The following is a 15,063-nucleotide window of genomic DNA, read 5'->3' as shown; positions in this document are numbered from 1 at the left end:
TGACCTTCCGGGATCAGCGTCTCTGGGTGAGCCAGCGCTGCAGCCAACCGAAGAAAACTTCGGCGAAAATGGCGAGCAGAGCGATAGGCAGGGCGCCGACGACAAGTCGTGGCATGTTCATGATGGCGATGCCGGCATTGATGAAATCACCGAGACCGCCGCCGCCGATAAAGGACGCAAGTGCGGCTCCGCCGATCACCTGGATCGCGCCCGTGCGAATTCCGGCGATGATGGAGGGAACGGCCAGCGGCAATTCGACCTGCCAGAGGATCTCGCGCCGGCCCATGCCCATGCCATCGGCGGCGTCGATGATGGACGGCTCGATCTCGCGGATACCGACCACCGTGTTGAGCAGAAGCGGTGGCACGGCCAGCACCACCAGCGCCACCACCGACGGCAGCAGGCCAATGCCGAGAAAAGGCATCGTCCCTGCCAGGATCGCCAGGCTGGGGATGGAGCGCAGCGACCCGGCGATGTTGATCGCAACGAAAGACGCCTTTTGCGAGCGGGCAACCCAAAAGCCGAGCGGCAAGGCGATTGCCGACGCAATCGCAAGCGAGATCAGGCACAGCGCCAGATGGCGGTTGAACGCGGAGAAAAACTCGGTCTGATGTGCGAGGATCCAGTTGAACGCTTCGACAACGATCATGCCGGCCTCCCATTTCTGCGGCGCAGATATTTTTCGGCCGAGGAGAGCAGATAGTCGGCGGACAAGGCCAGCGCGGAGGTCATCAGGCCGCCGGCAATGATCTTTTCCGGAAAGCGCTGATCGATGCCCTGGAAGATGATGGTGCCCAGCCCGCCGGCATTGATATAGGCGGCGACCGTGGCGATCCCGATCACCGTGACGACGGCAATGCGGATGCCGCCGACGATGAACGGCATGGCAATCGGCAGTTCCACCTCCCAGATGCGCCGGACCCGGCCATAGCCCATGCCATGGGCCGCTTCCATCACGTCGTCGGGAATGGACTGGAAGCCCAGGCCGATATTGCGGATCAGGATCATGAGCGAATAGAGCGAAAGACCGGTGATCGCCGGCGCCGTGCCGATCCCCATGACCGGAATGAAAAGCGCAAACAGCGCCAGGCTCGGAATGGCAAACAGCACGCCGGTGATGATGATGATCAGGCCGAAGCTGCGCGGGTGGCGGGCGCTGGCGATGCCGATCACCAGCGAGATCACCAGCGCGATGCCCACGGACGTGACGACGAGATAGAGATGCTGAAGCAGCGCTTCCAGCAAGGTATCAAGATGTTTGGGAACCCACTTCATCGTCCTGCTCCCTGATGTGTCGGCGACCTTGTCGCTTGTTGCGTCACCATGCGTCCCCCAGGGTTTCGGCGGCGCCGGCCGCGCGCGCCGGCAGTTCGTCCACCGCGGCAAGGTCCGGATCGGCGAAGCGGGAAAGGCCCAGCGCAGCAAGCCGGGCAAGGCCCTCAGGCTTTTGGTGAAGGCCTAGCAGGGCAATTTTCAAAGCGGCAATCATGTCCTGCGGTTGAGTGCGGCCTGCCACAAGCATGGGTGCGGGCGCTCGTTTCGTGGTCGCGATGATGTCGACCGCCTCCACCCGCCTGGGATCATGCATCTGCATCAGCTGGAACGCATAGGCGTCGATGGCGCCGATATCGATCCGGCCTTCGGTGAGCGCTGCGCCAATGCCGTCCGGATTGAGATGGGGTCCATCGGTCGCGACAGCCCGGTTCATAAGGGGCAAGCCGGCCAGATATTCGCGCAGGGCGTTGTATCCCGACTGGGAATCGCGAACCGTCCATCCCCACCGCAAATCGCCAAGCCCGTTCGCCTCGGGGGCTTCGCCCTTTCTGACCACCACATGGCTGGCATAACAGGGGCCGTCGCCTGACCACTCCCTGATCGAGACCGGCGCCGCCAGCGGCCGCGGCCTCTGTTCGACGGGAAGGATCGAGAACGGATACCCGCACATGAAGACGGCACCCAGGTCGGGCCTTGCCCAGAGGTCAGCCAGCGGCGCCGGCGCGGGATGGGCAATCACTTCCAGAGGGACGCCCGATAGGTCGGAGACATGGTCGAACAGCCCGGCCCAGAGGGCCTGAACCTCGGGGCCGACAGTGTACATCCGCGCATTGGCGATCGGCGAAGGCGTCATTCCGCGGCCTCAGGCGAAACGAAGGCGCTGGCCGATGCCGAGCTTTGCAGCCTTGTCGACCATCGCCGCGCCCAGCGCAACGTCGGTGGTGGAGAGGCCGCGATGCCAGAACAGGATCGATTCCTCGTCGTTTTCGCGACCGGGCCTGGCGCCACAGACGATCTGGCCGATTTCGGCATGCAGGTTTTCGGCGGTCACCTTGCCTTCATCGACGTGGCGGCGAAGCGCGCCATACGGCCGGCCGGGACCGCACTGACCCCAGTCGTCGACGACAACCTTGCTCATGATGTCGGTCAGGTCGAATTCGAGCGCGCTCATCGTGCCGTAGGGAACGACGAAGGCGCCCTTCTTGACCCACTCGGTCTTGAACAGCGGCGTCGGTTCCGGCAGACGGCTGGCCTCCACCAGGATGTCGGCACCCTTCAGGCAGTCCTCCCAATTGTCCGTCACGACGATCTTCTTGCCGAGATCGCGTTCGAGCCGTTCGGCAAAGGCGTTGCGGCTTTCCGGGCGGCGCGAGTGCACGCGAATTTCCTCGAAGTCAAACAGATGGTCGAGCAGCCGGACATTCCAGTAGGAGGTGCCGCGCGCGCCGATATGGCCCAGTATCTTGCTGTCCTTGCGGGCGAGATATTTTGCCCCTATCGCGGTGACGGCGCCGGTGCGCATGTCGGTGATGGCCGTGGCGTCGACAATCGCCTTGGGCACGCCCGTGTGCGGATCGAAGAGATTGAGCACCGCCAGTTCTGAGGGCAGGTCGACCTTGTAATTGTCGACGAAGTCGCCGACCACCTTCACGCCGGCATAACCCAGCGATTTGACATAGCCGCGCAGCACGTTGAAATGCCCCTTGTCGGAGCTTTCCGGCACCAGATGCACGCGCGGTTCGATCACCGTCTCGCCGCGCCCCTGATCAGCGAGCGCCTGTTCAACGGCGGACAGAATTTCCGCGTCGGTCAGGGCCAGCGCATGAACGTCGGGTCCATTGAGATAGTCGATCCAGATTTCCTGCATGTGATGTCTCCACGTGTTGCCGGCAGCATTGTGTTTGAAGCGCGCGACCCGGGTCGGGCGGTGCCTCGGGCATAGGCTTGCGGCAGGGCGAGAGGCGCCGCCGCAAGCCGTTTCAGTCCTACTTGATCAGGCCGATTTCCTTGAGAAACGCCTTGGCGACGTCCTCGGGCTCCTGATGGTCGACCTCAACCTGGGCATTCAGCTTGCGCATCGTTCCATTGTCGAGGTGGGAGCCCAGGGATTCCAGAACCTCGGTGACCTTCGGATTGGCGTCGAGCACCTGCTGACGCACCACGGGCGCCACGAAATAGGGGGGAAACAGGCCCTTGTCGTCTTCGAGCGCGACAAGACCCTTGGCGCCGATCTGCCAGTCGGTGGCATAGCCATTGGCCACATCGATGCTCTTCTGATCGAGAGCGTCATAGCGCAGGCCGAGCTTGGCGAACTGCTTGAACTCCTTGAACTCGATGCCGTAGACACTCTTCAGGCCCGGCAGGCCGTCGGCACGGTCTGGGAATTCCGGGCCGCCGCCCATGACGAGGGTGCCGGCGACCTTGGAGAGGTCCGACAAGGTCTTCAGGCCGTCGGCATCGGCGGTGTCCTTGCGCACGACCATGGCATAGCCATTGTTGATGCCGGTCGGCTTCAGCCAGGTCAGCTTGAATTCCTTCGAGTAGAAATCCTTGACCGTCTCATAGACTTTCTGCGCGTCCGGCGAGATGTCGCCCTTCACGACCGCGGAAAGAGCGGTGCCGGTATATTCCGGATAAAGATCGATATCGCCGTTGACCAGCGCCTGATGGGCGATCAGCGTGCCGCCGAGATTGATCTTGCGCTCGACCTCGAAGCCGGCGTTTTCAAGAAGGGCGGCGTACATTTCGCCGAGAATATACTGCTCGGTAAAATTCTTGCTGCCGACCTTAATCGGATCGGCGGAGGCCGGCGACGAAACGGCGAGCGCGATGGCGGCGGCAAGAATGGATGTCGGGATGGAAGGCTTCATTTTATTCCCTCTGGGTTGAGCCGCGGTCGCGGGTCTTGATTGCTGTCATTCACGGTTTGCGGTCTTTTTGACTCTTATGGTTGGAATAGCCTGCTCAGGCGCCAGGAGAATGAGTGCGCATGACATCGGCCATCAGTTGAAAGTCCGGACCCAGCGCCCGGTCTTCGGCAAGAGGCGATACGCAGTCGCGTATCCGCCGGTAGGCGAAAGACGCGCCCGCTCCCAGCCTGTCTTCGACCCCGCGCAGATCCACGGCCTGCGCCGCTGCAAGGAGCTCGATCGCGACAAGATAGGTGAAGCGCTCGATGATGGCGGCCGTCTTTGCCACGACACTTGGCGCAAGCGAGGCATGGTCCTCGATCCCATCGGCCACGGGAATGGGAGAAAAGGACACCGGATTGGCAAGGTGGCGGATCTCCGCCTCGAGCGCCGAGACCGTCTTTTGCGCGGTGGCAAAGCCGTTGCGGCTGGCGCCGAGCGGGGTGAGAAAGCGCGGCAGTTCGGAAATGCCCGGCGACATGATCTTCATCGTGCGGTGGGCGGTCGCGGCGGCGCAATGAGCGATGGCCAGGCCTAGCCGCTCGAAGGAAAGCGCAAATGCGGTGGTGTCGAAATTGCCGTTGGCGAGAATGAGGCCTTCGTCGACCAGGATGACCGGATTGTCGCCCACTCCGGCGAGTTCGATTTCGGTCGCCTGCCGGGCCTCGTCCGCCGCATGCAGAAGCGCGCCCCATATCTGCGGCGTGCAGCGAAAACTCAGCGGATCCTGAAGACGGCGCGCGGCGCCTTCATCGTTGAGCGCGCTGCCGGTCAAGAATGCCCGCAGGCGCGCTGCGGCCTCGACCTGTCCGAAGGCGGGACGGCGCGAAAGCGCCCGCTCGTCAAAGGCCGAGACATTGGCCCGGAAGGCTTCGAAATTCAGCGCTATTGCCGCAAGCGACCATTCGATCAGCCGTTCGAGATCGTCGAGGGCCAGACAGGCAAGCCCGGTCGACAGCGCATTGCCGACCACCAGGGCGTGACCATCGCGGGCAGCAAGCTCCACCGGCCGAAGGCCGGCCTTTGCCAGAGCATCGGCCGCCGGCAATATCTCACCAGCGAGCGCCACCTCGCCAGCCCCCATCAGCGCGCCGGCAATATGGGCGAGCGGCGCAAGATCGGCCGCCCCGATCGAGCCCAACGACGGGACGACCGGAACGAAATCCGCATTGAGGGCGTCGACCAGCGCGGCAAAGACGGACGGCGAAACGCCGGACCCGCCGGCGGCAAAGCCGGCGGCCCGCACAGCCATGACCGCGCGGGTCTCTTCCCTTGACAGGGCGGGCCCCACGCCCACTGATCGCGCCTGCGGCACACGCCGCTGAAAGCTGATCAGATCCGCTGCGTCCAACCGTGTATCCACTCCGGCCCCGAGGCCGGTTGTCAGCCCATAGACGGCGACATCGGAGGCAATATACTTGTCGATGACGGATCGCCCCCTGGCCACTTCCGTCATCAGCTCGGGAGCGATCGACAGGCGCGCACCATTGCGGGCCACGGCCACGATATCGCTGACCGTGGGCGCCCGGAGTGCAAGTGTGACGGCTCTGTCCGAAGTCATCGCGTGGACCTTTCAAGGACATCAACGAGGCAGGCTCTTTGATGTCTGTACCTGTATATACAACCACGCAAAATGCTTACGTGCAAGGCAGAAAACTGCATCGGCTGAAATTTAGGCGGCAGCCTTATCTATGGTTCGGACCCTCGCCGCGCAAGCCATCCCGGCCACGCCTCCCGACCGAGAAACCTTGCGGTCGAATGCAGGCAGGCTCAGCCGATCGACGGCGTGTTGTCGAAGGAATTGCGGCCACCGAGCGTCATCCGCTTGCCGGGATGGACCAGGCGAACATGGGTCACGACCATCTGTCCCGTCCGCGACGTCCGCTCCAGCACCAGGCACGGTTCGGCAAGATCGATGGCCAGATGCGCCGCCTCCTGCTTGCTGGGAAGCCGCGCCTCGATCGTCTGCTCGATTTCGGTGACCGGCAAGCGGCCCAACAGATAGTCGCTGGGTGTCCGATTGGTGAAATCCAGGCTGAGGAAATCCGGGGCGGCGGCCGGATTGACAAAGCGGTTTTCCAACTGCACCGGTTCGTCGTTTTCGAAATGCACGAAGACGGCGTGAAAAATCTCGGCGCCCTCTTCAAGTTCAAGCGAACGGGCCACGAAGGCGGAGGCCTCCATTTTTTCGATGGTCAGCAGGCGGCTGCTGTGGATATGCCCGCGTGCGATTATCTCCTCCGATATGCTGCGGATCTCGAGAATGGTGCCGCGCACCTTTGGCGGCAACACAAAGGTGCCGACGCCGGCAATGCGGATCAGCCGGCCCTCGTCCGTCAGTTCGCGGATGGCACGATTGGCCGTCATGCGCGAGATTCCGAAGGTTTCGGCCAGCGAGGTTTCCGAGGGGATCTTATCGTTGGGTTGCCACTTTCCCTTCTCGATCTGCTCGCAAACATATGTCTTCAGCGCTGCATAGCGCGGTACCGGAGCTTTGAACATCACAGCTGATTTGACCCGTTCCCTCAGTTGTATATACTGCACTATACGGCCGCCAACGATAAAAACAAGCAAAGCCCCTGCCCGGCGCATCTCCGTGGTCGTTACCGACGACGAGGTCCGTTCGGAAAGTCGGAAGCTCCCGGTCGCAACGCCGCAACAGCCTCCCGTTCGGCATTTGGACTCCAGAGAACAAGGAACATACCATGGTTTGGCTCACGAAGACACGGTTCGCACTGGCAGCGATTGTAGCGCTGGCGCTCGCTCCCGCCACCGCCCACGCACAATATCCGGAAAAGCCGGTGCAGATCATAGTGCCCTTCGGTGCTGGAGACGCGATCGACGGAACCGCGCGTGTGATCGCCCAGCTCTTGCAGAAGAAATTCGGCGTCCCATTTGTGGTGCGCAATACCGCCGGTGCCGGCGGCAGCGTGGGGACGGCCGAGGCCGCACGGGCTCCCGCGGACGGCTATACGCTTCTCGTCGCGTCGACCGGCGCACTGACGGCCCGCCCGATCATGGCGGATGCGGGCTACGAAACGGATGATTTCGTCGCGCTTGCCCAACTCGTGGAAACGCCGATTGCGGTTGCGGTGGCTGCCGGCAGCCCGCTGAAATCCATCGAGGACATCATTGCCAAGGCAAAGGATGGCGGAGCCACCTTCGCCACGCCCGGTCCCGGCTCGAGCCAGCATGTCAGCATGTCCGATTTTGCCGCCAGCCAGGGCGCCAAGCTCACCCATATCAGCGGCAACGGCGGCAAGGGCGCCGTCACCAAGGCCCTGTCGGGAGAAGTCGACTTTTCCTTCGTCGGCGCTCCGGTCTACGCAAGCCTTGCCAAGGCCGGTCAGATCCGCGTGATCGGCGTGGCGGCGGACCAGCAGGTTTCCTATCTGCCCGACGCTCCCACCTTCAAGGACCAGGGCTTTGATTTTAACGCCAGTGTCTGGTTCGGCCTGGTCGCCAGAAAGGGCACGCCGGACGATGTCCTGGCCAGCCTCGACGCGGCGCTGAAGGAAATTGCAGTCTCCGACGAACTGAAATCCCTTTATGCGAAATACAGCTACACGGATGCCTTCCTCGATGCCGACGGTTTCGGCAAGGTGATCGCCGCCTCGACGGAACAGAACAAGCGCATCCTGAACGATCTCGGCCTCGCCAAGTAGCGCGCAGCACTCGGGCGCCGGAGCAGACCCCGGCGCCTTTCGCGGCCGACGTTTCGGCGGCAATTCGGCCAGTCAGACCATTGGTGCCGTTCGGCGCCCAGCCTTCAGGAGAATCAGCCATGCGCGCTGATCGGTTCATGGGCGGCGTGCTGTTGCTCTTTGCAATGGCCACGTTGTGGTTCGCTTCCGAGCTTCGTATCCTGCCATCCAGCAGCACCACGGTGACCACACGCAGCCTGCCGTTTGCAGTGGGTGTGGTGATCGCGCTCGGCGCGCTCATTCTTATCCTGCGGCCGTCGCCGCGCCTGCTCGGCGAGACGCTGGCGCCGGTGTTGCGCCCCCAGGCCATGGCATTTGTGGCACTCCTCTTTGTCTACGCGCTGACCTTCCGATACGTGGATTTTCGCTTCGGGGTCTGGCTTTTCATGCTGGTCAGCATGGCGCTTCTGGGTGAACGCAGGCCCCTGATGCTGGCCATCATGCCGATTGCCTGTGCCGCCGTCATCTTCATGATCTTCCGCTATGGTTTCATCGTTCTGGTGCCGACATGGATCTGATCTCGCTTGACACGCTGGGCGCTGCTGCCGCCACACTGTTCGAACCGCATATTCTGCTTTGGTGCCTTGCCGGAGTCATCGCCGGCTTCGTCTTCGGCGCCTCGCCCGGCCTGACCGCCACCACCGGCGTTGCGATTGCAACACCGCTCACCTTCGGCGTCGATTTCAATTCCGCCATGGCACTGCTGCTGGGGATCTATGCCTCCGGCTATTATGCAGGGTCCATCCCCGCGATCCTTATCAACACGCCCGGCTCGCCCGGCAATGCGGCGACGGCGCTGCCCGGCTATCGGCTGGCCCAGCGCGGAATGGCCGATTACGCGATCGGATTGTCCACCGTCGGGTCATCGCTTGGCGGATTGCTCTCCCTGGTCGTCCTGCTGTTCTTCGCCCCTGCGCTTTCGACCTTCGCGCTGAAATTCACTTCCGTGGAATATTTCACGCTCGGCCTGTTCGGCCTGATGTGCGTCGCCGCGGTCTCCGGCGGATCGATGATCAAGGGCATGATCGCCGCGTCCTTCGGCATTCTGCTGAGCACGGTCGGCATCGACCAGGTCGACGGCACCACGCGCTTTGCCTTCGGCTTTCCGGCCATGCAGGCGGGCATCCCGCTGATCCCGGCTCTCATCGCCTTTTTTGCCATCGCCGAGATCCTGTCGCAGATCCACACCAATACCAGCAACAGGCCGCTCGTTGCCCAGGTGAGCTTTCCGGTCGCCGGTCTCGTCCCGGTTTTCCTGCGCAACTGGTGGGTGGTCATCCAGAGCGCCGCCGTCGGCACCTTCATCGGCATCCTGCCGGGCACCGGACCGACCATCGCATCCTGGATCGCCTATGGCATGGTCGGCAAGGGCCGGCGGGCCGCCGCGGGCGGTGATGACGCGGCCGCCGAACACGAACAGGACACCCGCCACCTGATCGCCACCGAGGTGTCCAACAATGCGGTCACCGGCGGAGCGCTGGTGCCGCTTCTCACACTCGGCATACCCGGCGACACGGTGACGGCCGTGCTGGTGGGAGCGCTGCTGATCCAGGGTATCGATCCGGGGCCGTTCTTCATCATCCAGAACACCGATCTCTTCGTTGTCATCCTGGGCGTGCTGCTGTTGTCGGCGATCCTGATCACCGTCATCGGGCTTTCAGCGCGCCGCGTCCTGCCCAAAATCCTGGCGATCCCGTATCCGATCCTGACGCCGATCGTGGCGATCCTCTGCATCACCGGGGTTTATGCGGTCAACAGCAGCTCGTTCGACGTCATTCTCGCGGTGGTGATGGGCATCCTCGGCTTCCTGCTGCTCGCCTTCCGCTTTCCGATGCCGCCGATCGTCATCGGATTGGTGCTTGGACCGATCATCGAAACCAATTTTCGCAATGGCCTGCTTGCCAATGGAGGAGATATTTCAGTCTTCGCGACGCGCCCGATCAGCGGCAGCCTGCTGGCGATCCTCGCCATTATCTTGGGCTGGCAAGTTCTTCGATCGCTTCGAAAGACGAGCTGAATTCGTTCTGGGAAATTGCCCTGGCAACGTCCATTGGTGATGCACCGCGGCGGGGTCCACGAGCTCCAGTTCGCCCTCCAAGGCCATCAGACAAGTCCTGGAGTGGTGTCGATGCTGCCATGAGACGGTCCGCGACCGGCGTCCACAGAACGCGCGCATCTGCGGCGACGGCAGGTGCGCTGCGGCTCTAACGCGTATCCGGATGAAGTCATTTCGAACCGAAGATGAACTCCGGCTTGAAGCTGCAGATCGCCACGACGCTCCGCGCCGCCGTTAGAACGCCGCGGAACCTATGACTGCTCGCGGGATCGAGATCCCGCATGCGTGGAAGCCCCGCCGCCTCGACATGGCCGGGATCGGCAGCGCTGCGATGGCCGCCATTGGCGGCGCCGACATCGAGACCCGCAGCTCGGCATGTCCGACCGAGATGGCCTGCAGCATCCGTGACGATATTCTGTCATGGGGAGTGGGCCGTGGCGGCACGGGCCGGCCGGGTTTTCCGGCGCGGCGGATTGCCTTGCGGGACGGCTTTCTAGACAGTCTTTTGCAGTGCAGCGTGATTCGGCATCAATCATCGGGGCAGATCCATGAACCAGTACGATCTTGTGGTGATCGGCAGCGGGCCTGCCGGCCGTCGCGCCGCCATCCAGGCAGCCAAGCTCAACAAGAAGGTTCTGGTGGTGGAAAAGGGCAGCCGCGTCGGCGGGGTCTCGGTGCACACCGGCACGATTCCCTCCAAGACGCTGCGCGAGACGGCACTCAATCTGTCGGGCTGGCGCGAGCGCGGCTTCTACGGCCGCTCCTATCGGGTCAAGCAGGAGATCAGCGCCGACGACCTGCGCCGGCGGCTGCTGATCACGCTCGACCACGAGGTCGATGTGCTCGAACACCAGTTCGCCCGCAACCGCGTGACGCAGATGCGCGGCGCGGCGCGGTTCGTGGACGCCCACACGCTGGAGGTCGAACGCGAGGACGGCGAAATCATCCGCGTCGGCGCCACCGCAATCCTGCTCGCCGTCGGCACCAGGCCGTTCCGCCCCGATTCGATTCCCTTCGACGGCGTATCGATCATCGACAGCGACGAGATCCTCGAGATCCTGCACCTGCCGCGTTCGATGATTGTCATCGGCGCCGGCGTCATCGGCATCGAATACGCCACCATCTTCTCCGCCCTCGACACCGCGGTGACCGTGGTCGAGCCGCGCGAGACAATGCTCGATTTCATCGACAAGGAGATCGTCGACGACTTCTCCTACCAGTTGCGCGACCGCAACATGAAACTGGTGTTCGGGCAGACGGTGGAGCGGGTCGAGCGCGATCCCGGCGGCAAGTGCCGGGTCACGCTGGCCAATGGCCGCAGCCTGTCGGCGGAGATGGTGCTCTACTGCGCCGGGCGCACCGGCGCCACCGACACGCTCGACCTGCCTGCCTGCGGGCTTGCCGCCGACAGCCGCGGCCGCATCAAGGTCAATCCGGAAACCTTCCAGACCGAGGTGGCTCACATCTATGCCGCCGGCGACGTGGTCGGCTTTCCCTCGCTCGCCTCGACCTCGATGGAACAGGGCCGCATCGCCGCCCGCCATGCGGTGGGCGTGCCCGGCAACGAGCCGCAGAAATTTTTCCCCTATGGCATCTATGCGGTGCCGGAGATCTCGACCTGCGGGCTCACCGAGGAGGAGGTCCTCGAGCGCAAGATCCCCTATGAATGCGGCATCGCGCATTTCCGCGAGACCTCGCGCGGCCACATCATGGGGCTCGATTCGGGGCTCTTGAAGCTGATCTTCTCGCTCAAGACCCGCCGGCTCCTCGGCGTCCACATCGTCGGCGAAGGCGCAACCGAGCTCGTCCACATCGGCCAGGCCGTGATCAACCTGAAGGGCACGGTCGAGTATTTCGTGGAGAACACCTTCAATTATCCGACGCTCGCCGAGGCCTACAAGATCGCCGGCCTCGACGCCTGGAACCGGATGGGCGAACTGGTGCGCGAGCCGGCGGCAGCGGAAGCCGCGGCGGAGTAAGGGGCGCAGCTGCGTGCTGCGGGAACCATCTGCGGCTCCGCTTGCGCCAAGGCCGGTCTCACCCATTGCGGAGGAGAGAGCCTAGCCCCCCGATTGACCGATCCGTTCCGGTCCCGCTACATCAGGCGCATGCGTATCCTTTCCCTCAACGCCTGGGGCGGCATGCTGCACGGGCCGCTGCTCGACTGGCTGCCGACCGTCGACGCCGACGTCATCTGCCTGCAGGAGATCTCGCGCGCGCCCTCCGCCCGCGGTCAGTGGCTCACCTATCGCGACGGCGCGGTCGAGCTGCAGCAGCGGGCACATCTGTTCGAGGAGATCGCCGCCGCCCTGCCCGGCCATGACGGCATCTTCGCGCCGGCGGCGCGCGGTCTTCTTATGGACGGCGACACGCCCCGCTGGCAGCACTTCGGGCTGGCGAGCTTCATCCGCAAGGAGCTGGCGGTGACTGCACAGGCGCTCGACTTCGTCCACGGCGGCTATTCGCCCGACGGCTTCGGCGACCATCCCCGCCCCCGCAATGCCCATTGCATGCGGCTTTGCGACCATGCGGGCGGATCTCCGGTCACGCTCACCCATCTGCACGGACTGCGCGACCCCGCGGGCAAGCATGACACGGCGGCGCGCGCCGTCCAGTGCGACAGACTGATCGAACTAATCGGCCGCGTCCGGCGCCCCGGCGACCGGCTCATCGTCTGCGGCGACCTCAACCTCCTGCCTGACAGCCGGACCTTTGCGCATCTGCAAGAGCACCTCGGGCTCGCCGACCTCGTCACCGGCGGCGGCTTCGACGACACGCGCACCTCCCACTACACCAAGCCGGGCCGCTTCGCCGACTACATGCTGGTCAGCAGCAATGTGGGGGTGAAGCGATTCGAGGTGGTGGCCGAGCCGGAAGTCTCCGACCACCGGCCATTGCTGCTGGACCTCGGCTGAGACCGGCGGGGGGTGGCCAATGGCGCCAGCGCAGAATGGCTCCGGCTCAGGCCTCCGGCCTTGCGCCCAGCTCGTCGGCCCCGCTCTCGGAGAGCAGGTCGGCCTCGGGCGCCTGCCGGCGCTCATTGTCGATCTTGCGCAGCACCGCGGTGTCGACCGCGGTGTCGGTGACCGCCGCCGTCCCGGCGGCAGACCGGGCGGTACCGGCAGAGCCCGTCGCCGGCCGCGCGCCCGCTCGCGGCGCCGGTGCACGGCCGGCCTCCGGCTTGATGTCCGGCAGCGCCGCCCCGGCGTCGAGCCGCAACCTGTAGATCGGCTCGGGCAACGCAAACCCGGCCTCTTCCAGCGCCGTCTTGACCGTCCGGATGGCCTCCGAGCGCGCCTTGACGAAATCGGTCTCGGTCTGGTTGATCCAGCCCGCGACACCGATGAGCACGTTGGAATCACCCACTTCCTCGATCCAGGCCGCGGGCTCGGGCTGGGGAAGCACGAAGCCGAGGCCTGCGAGCGCCCGATGACAGACCTCCAGCGCCTGGTGCAGCATGCTGTCGGCATCGATGCCGAGCTGAAAGGTGAAGCGGCGCTCGGGGTTGCGGGTGTAGTTGGTGATGTTGGCCTTGAACACCGTGGCATTGGGAATGCGGATATGGTTGCCGTCGGCATCCATCAGGATCGTCGCCCGCGATGTCAGCCGGATGACATAGCCCTGGACGCCTTCCAGCGCGATGATGTCGCGTGGCTGGAACGGCTGGCGCACCGAGAGCAGAATCGAGGCGATGTAGTTCTCGACCGTGTCCTTGACGGCAAAGCCGATGGCAAGGCCGATGATGCCGACTGCGCCGATGATGGTGCCCAGCACCGCAGTGGCGCCAAGTATGTCGAGCGCCACCACCGCGCCCAGCACGACGAAGGCGAGCCATACGCTCTGGCGCAGCAGGTCGGCGATGAAGGCATTGGGCGTGAGCCAGGTCCAGGGCTGCCTGCGCGAGGCCAGAATCCAGCCGGCAAAGCCGATCAGCAGCCAGGCAAAGCCGGCAAAGAGAACCAGCGGCAGGTAGTCGAGGCTCTGCTGCAGGCGCCGCTCGAAACGGCCGATCACCGGTCTCAGCCGCTCGGAAACGGCCGTCTGCTCGGTCAGCGCGTTCTCGATGGCGACGACGCCGGCAACCCGGCTGACCAGATCCTCCGCCTTTCTCGCCAGTGCCGCCTCCTCCACCTGGCCGCCGAGCGTGACCACGCCGGAGCTGACATCGACGCGGATGCCGCCCAGACCCTCGATCTGCGAGAAGATCGCCTCGATGCGGCTGCGGATCTCCGTGTCGGCCGTCACCGCCTCGCCGATCTCGATGACCGGCCCGGCGGGCGCCACCGCTTCCTGCGCCACCGCCGGCCACGGTCCGGCCAGGCCGAGCACCGCCAGCAGCAGCAAAGTGCGGAAAGATGAAACAATGAACGGCATGACTCGATCCCCGAACTGGTGGCGGTTGGGCCGGAACTGCACCATCGGCCGTTGCGACGGCTGCAGCGCCTCCGGCCGCGTGAGTGTTCCGGCCGGTCAAGCTAACCCGGCCACGATCATGCCGCCAATGCTTTGTGCCCCGTAATGCTCTGTGCCCCGCAATGCTCGTGGCACCGCCAGCCAGGGACCTCCGCGGCGGCAGGCTCCGAGACCAAACCACGGAAATGGTGGCGGGACTGCTCAGCAGCGGCCGGAAAAGGAGACGATGATGTCGACCTTGCCATTGCATTCGCTGAACGCCAGGCGGTCAACCAGCTGGCCGCGCTCCAGGGCCACATGATTGGCCGCGCGCTGGGCCCTGGCGCGGGCGGCCAGCAATGCCGCGCGGTTGGCGGGACGGCTGCCGTTGGAGATCACGTCGCGAAACACCAGCGAACCGAGTTCCCCGATGCGGGCCTCGCGCAGCCCCATCGACAGCGCGGTGTTGAGGGCGGCATCACCGATCCCGCCGGGGTGAAAGTCTGTCACCAGCGGCGTGCGCGATTCGGCTTCGAGGCGAACAAAGAAGAGGTTGTGGTCCTCGACCCGGATCGTGATGGCGAATTCATCGCGCTCGACGATATATCGATACTCCTCCGGCAGCTGAAAATCCGCGTTCAGATAGATGACCTTTGTCAACGTCAAAACCCCCTTAAACCCATGGGTATTGGATTGCATCAGGCGACCTTCACACGCACAGGACGCA

14 protein-coding genes are annotated in these 15,063 nt (G+C 64.2%); 5 read left to right on the top strand and 9 right to left on the bottom strand.

Going from position 1 to position 15,063, the window contains the following annotated elements; genetic code table 11:
* Window positions 1-13 precede the first annotated feature (13 nt).
* The 7 genes from DFR52_RS02035 to hutC form a co-directional block, all read right to left on the bottom strand.
* Window positions 14-649, bottom strand: a complete 636-nt coding sequence (locus DFR52_RS02035; RefSeq protein ID WP_110030246.1) for an ABC transporter permease — start codon at window positions 647-649, stop codon at window positions 14-16.
* Entirely contained in the window at window positions 646-1,275 is a 630-nt protein-coding gene (locus DFR52_RS02030; protein ID WP_110030245.1) for an ABC transporter permease, read from the bottom strand. Before DFR52_RS02030 ends, DFR52_RS02035 begins: the two co-directional genes overlap by 4 nt.
* A 43-nt stretch (window positions 1,276-1,318) precedes the next feature.
* Window positions 1,319-2,098, bottom strand: a complete 780-nt coding sequence (locus DFR52_RS02025) for a phosphate/phosphite/phosphonate ABC transporter substrate-binding protein (protein WP_110031077.1) — start codon at window positions 2,096-2,098, stop codon at window positions 1,319-1,321.
* 39 nt (window positions 2,099-2,137) lie between these two features.
* On the bottom strand, window positions 2,138-3,142 hold the full coding sequence (locus DFR52_RS02020) for an ornithine cyclodeaminase family protein (RefSeq protein ID WP_110030244.1): 1,005 nt from the start codon (window positions 3,140-3,142) through the stop codon (window positions 2,138-2,140).
* Between the two features lie 118 nt (window positions 3,143-3,260).
* Window positions 3,261-4,145, bottom strand: coding sequence for a glycine betaine ABC transporter substrate-binding protein (locus DFR52_RS02015; protein ID WP_110030243.1), 885 nt, complete (start codon window positions 4,143-4,145; stop codon window positions 3,261-3,263).
* A gap of 94 nt (window positions 4,146-4,239) precedes the next feature.
* Window positions 4,240-5,745, bottom strand: coding sequence for an HAL/PAL/TAL family ammonia-lyase (locus DFR52_RS02010; protein ID WP_110030242.1), 1,506 nt, complete (start codon window positions 5,743-5,745; stop codon window positions 4,240-4,242).
* Window positions 5,746-5,954: 209 nt separating this feature from the next.
* Window positions 5,955-6,776, bottom strand: coding sequence for a histidine utilization transcriptional repressor HutC (hutC, locus tag DFR52_RS02005; protein WP_110030241.1), 822 nt, complete (start codon window positions 6,774-6,776; stop codon window positions 5,955-5,957).
* Window positions 6,777-6,889: 113 nt separating this feature from the next.
* Here hutC and DFR52_RS02000 point away from each other — a divergent pair, with 113 nt between their 5' ends.
* The 5 genes from DFR52_RS02000 to DFR52_RS01980 all read left to right on the top strand — a co-directional run bounded on the left by DFR52_RS02000 (window position 6,890) and on the right by DFR52_RS01980 (window position 12,859).
* The gene (locus DFR52_RS02000; RefSeq protein ID WP_110030240.1) at window positions 6,890-7,849 is read left to right on the top strand and encodes a tripartite tricarboxylate transporter substrate binding protein; all 960 of its coding nucleotides are present in this window, start codon (window positions 6,890-6,892) and stop codon (window positions 7,847-7,849) included.
* A 137-nt stretch (window positions 7,850-7,986) separates the two neighbouring features.
* A complete protein-coding gene (locus DFR52_RS01995; RefSeq protein ID WP_158284834.1) occupies window positions 7,987-8,406 on the top strand; it encodes a tripartite tricarboxylate transporter TctB family protein in 420 nt (139 codons plus the stop codon).
* On the top strand, window positions 8,397-9,905 hold the full coding sequence (locus DFR52_RS01990) for a tripartite tricarboxylate transporter permease (protein ID WP_110030238.1): 1,509 nt from the start codon (window positions 8,397-8,399) through the stop codon (window positions 9,903-9,905). Before DFR52_RS01995 ends, DFR52_RS01990 begins: the two co-directional genes overlap by 10 nt.
* A 587-nt stretch (window positions 9,906-10,492) precedes the next feature.
* The gene (sthA, locus tag DFR52_RS01985; RefSeq protein WP_110030237.1) at window positions 10,493-11,923 is read left to right on the top strand and encodes a Si-specific NAD(P)(+) transhydrogenase; all 1,431 of its coding nucleotides are present in this window, start codon (window positions 10,493-10,495) and stop codon (window positions 11,921-11,923) included.
* 129 nt (window positions 11,924-12,052) lie between these two features.
* Window positions 12,053-12,859, top strand: a complete 807-nt coding sequence (locus tag DFR52_RS01980) for an endonuclease/exonuclease/phosphatase family protein (RefSeq protein ID WP_110031076.1) — start codon at window positions 12,053-12,055, stop codon at window positions 12,857-12,859.
* A gap of 46 nt (window positions 12,860-12,905) precedes the next feature.
* Here the strand turns inward: DFR52_RS01980 and DFR52_RS01975 are convergent, their stop codons facing one another.
* Window positions 12,906-14,318, bottom strand: a complete 1,413-nt coding sequence (locus DFR52_RS01975) for a mechanosensitive ion channel family protein (protein WP_110031075.1) — start codon at window positions 14,316-14,318, stop codon at window positions 12,906-12,908.
* A 240-nt stretch (window positions 14,319-14,558) separates the two neighbouring features.
* Complete coding sequence (locus tag DFR52_RS01970) at window positions 14,559-14,996, bottom strand: hypothetical protein (RefSeq protein ID WP_110030236.1); 438 nt, start codon at window positions 14,994-14,996, stop codon at window positions 14,559-14,561.
* Window positions 14,997-15,063: the final 67 nt, after the last annotated feature.

This window comes from Hoeflea marina (assembly GCF_003182275.1).
Lineage (GTDB): Bacteria > Pseudomonadota > Alphaproteobacteria > Rhizobiales > Rhizobiaceae > Hoeflea > Hoeflea marina.
The sequence above is the reverse complement of the archived record's forward strand: the minus strand, read 5'-3'. Positions and strand labels throughout refer to the sequence as shown.